This window comes from Lysobacter sp. M15 (assembly GCF_022662515.1).
Taxonomy (GTDB): Bacteria; Pseudomonadota; Gammaproteobacteria; order Xanthomonadales; family Xanthomonadaceae; genus JAKPBU01.
The window spans coordinates 1-1,051 of sequence record NZ_JAKPBV010000023.1 but is presented as its reverse complement, the minus strand read 5'-3'; the positions used below and the strand labels follow the sequence as shown (position 1 = coordinate 1,051).

Here is a 1,051-nt window from a genome sequence, read left to right as displayed (position 1 = left end):
GGTATGACCCGGCTCTCATTGCCGTGTAGTCTGCGGCCTAACAATTCATTCAAGCCGAAGCCGCTTCGCGGCTCGGCTTAATTCAGGCGTTAGGCCTCATGTTCAACTTCTCGAACTTTGTCCCAAAAGAACCAAACCTTGCCAAAGCCGGTGGTTTGCTTGTCATTGAGATAGCTTCGTTTGTAACCGTGTCTTTCGTACTGGCCGGATTTGGAATTGACGCGGAGGACCTGCTCTTTGCCAGCCTGTTCCTGTTCAACCTTGCGCCAGCCTATTTCCTTTACAGGGCCGCAAAGTCCAAGAGCAGGAGGGCTTTGGCGTTCGGACTTGTCTCGCTCATCCCGGCTGGTGCACTCTTCTCATTCTTCATGCTGCGCAATGATGAGTTGTTTGCTTAGTGGGTCCAGCACGCTGCTGAGGCCTAACAATTCATTCAAGCCGAACCCGCTTCGCGGGTCGGCTTAATTCAGGCGTTAGGCCTCACAAGATGCAGTCCGAGTTTCGATTCACACGCCACGGATGCGGTCCGCGTATTGATGCTTTCGTTCGGCTGTCTGCTGTAGAGGCTTTAGAGTTCTCTGTTCAACCGGGCCAAGAGCTCGATTTTTCTCCCGAGCAATTTGATGCGGTGGCATTCGGTGTTCGCTCTGGGCACTCCTCCGTTGCCGGCACCCCGCCACTAGCAGTGACCGTTGAGGTCATCTTGGATCACTCTGGCACCACAAGCCCTCTCGGGTTCAAGATATGCGCCGAGGCGGCCATGCTCCATTTGCTTGGCTTGCCCGATCGGGCCCCCTTCCCAGGCTATGTGTTGGGTGAGGCCTAACAATTCGTTCAAGCCGACGCCGCTTCGTTCCGGCCACAGGCATGGCAGGGAAAGCTTGCCATGCCTGCAGCCTCCACTACGCAGCGCGGCTTAACTCAGGCGTTAGGCCCGCTATGCCGAAAGACCTCTACTGTTGGCGCTGCGACATGGTCATTCCAATGCTGACCGAACAGGAATGGGAGGTCATGGAGCCCGCGCTCCGGAATTCCATATCGGGCGTACAGT

The 1,051-nt window shown here is 56.0% G+C and carries 1 protein-coding gene; it reads left to right on the top strand.

Annotated elements, in window-relative coordinates; all coding sequences use genetic code 11:
- The first annotated feature begins 98 nt into the window (after positions 1-98).
- Positions 99-398, top strand: coding sequence for a hypothetical protein (locus tag MC380_RS17850; protein WP_242166509.1), 300 nt, complete (start codon positions 99-101; stop codon positions 396-398).
- Positions 399-1,051: the final 653 nt, after the last annotated feature.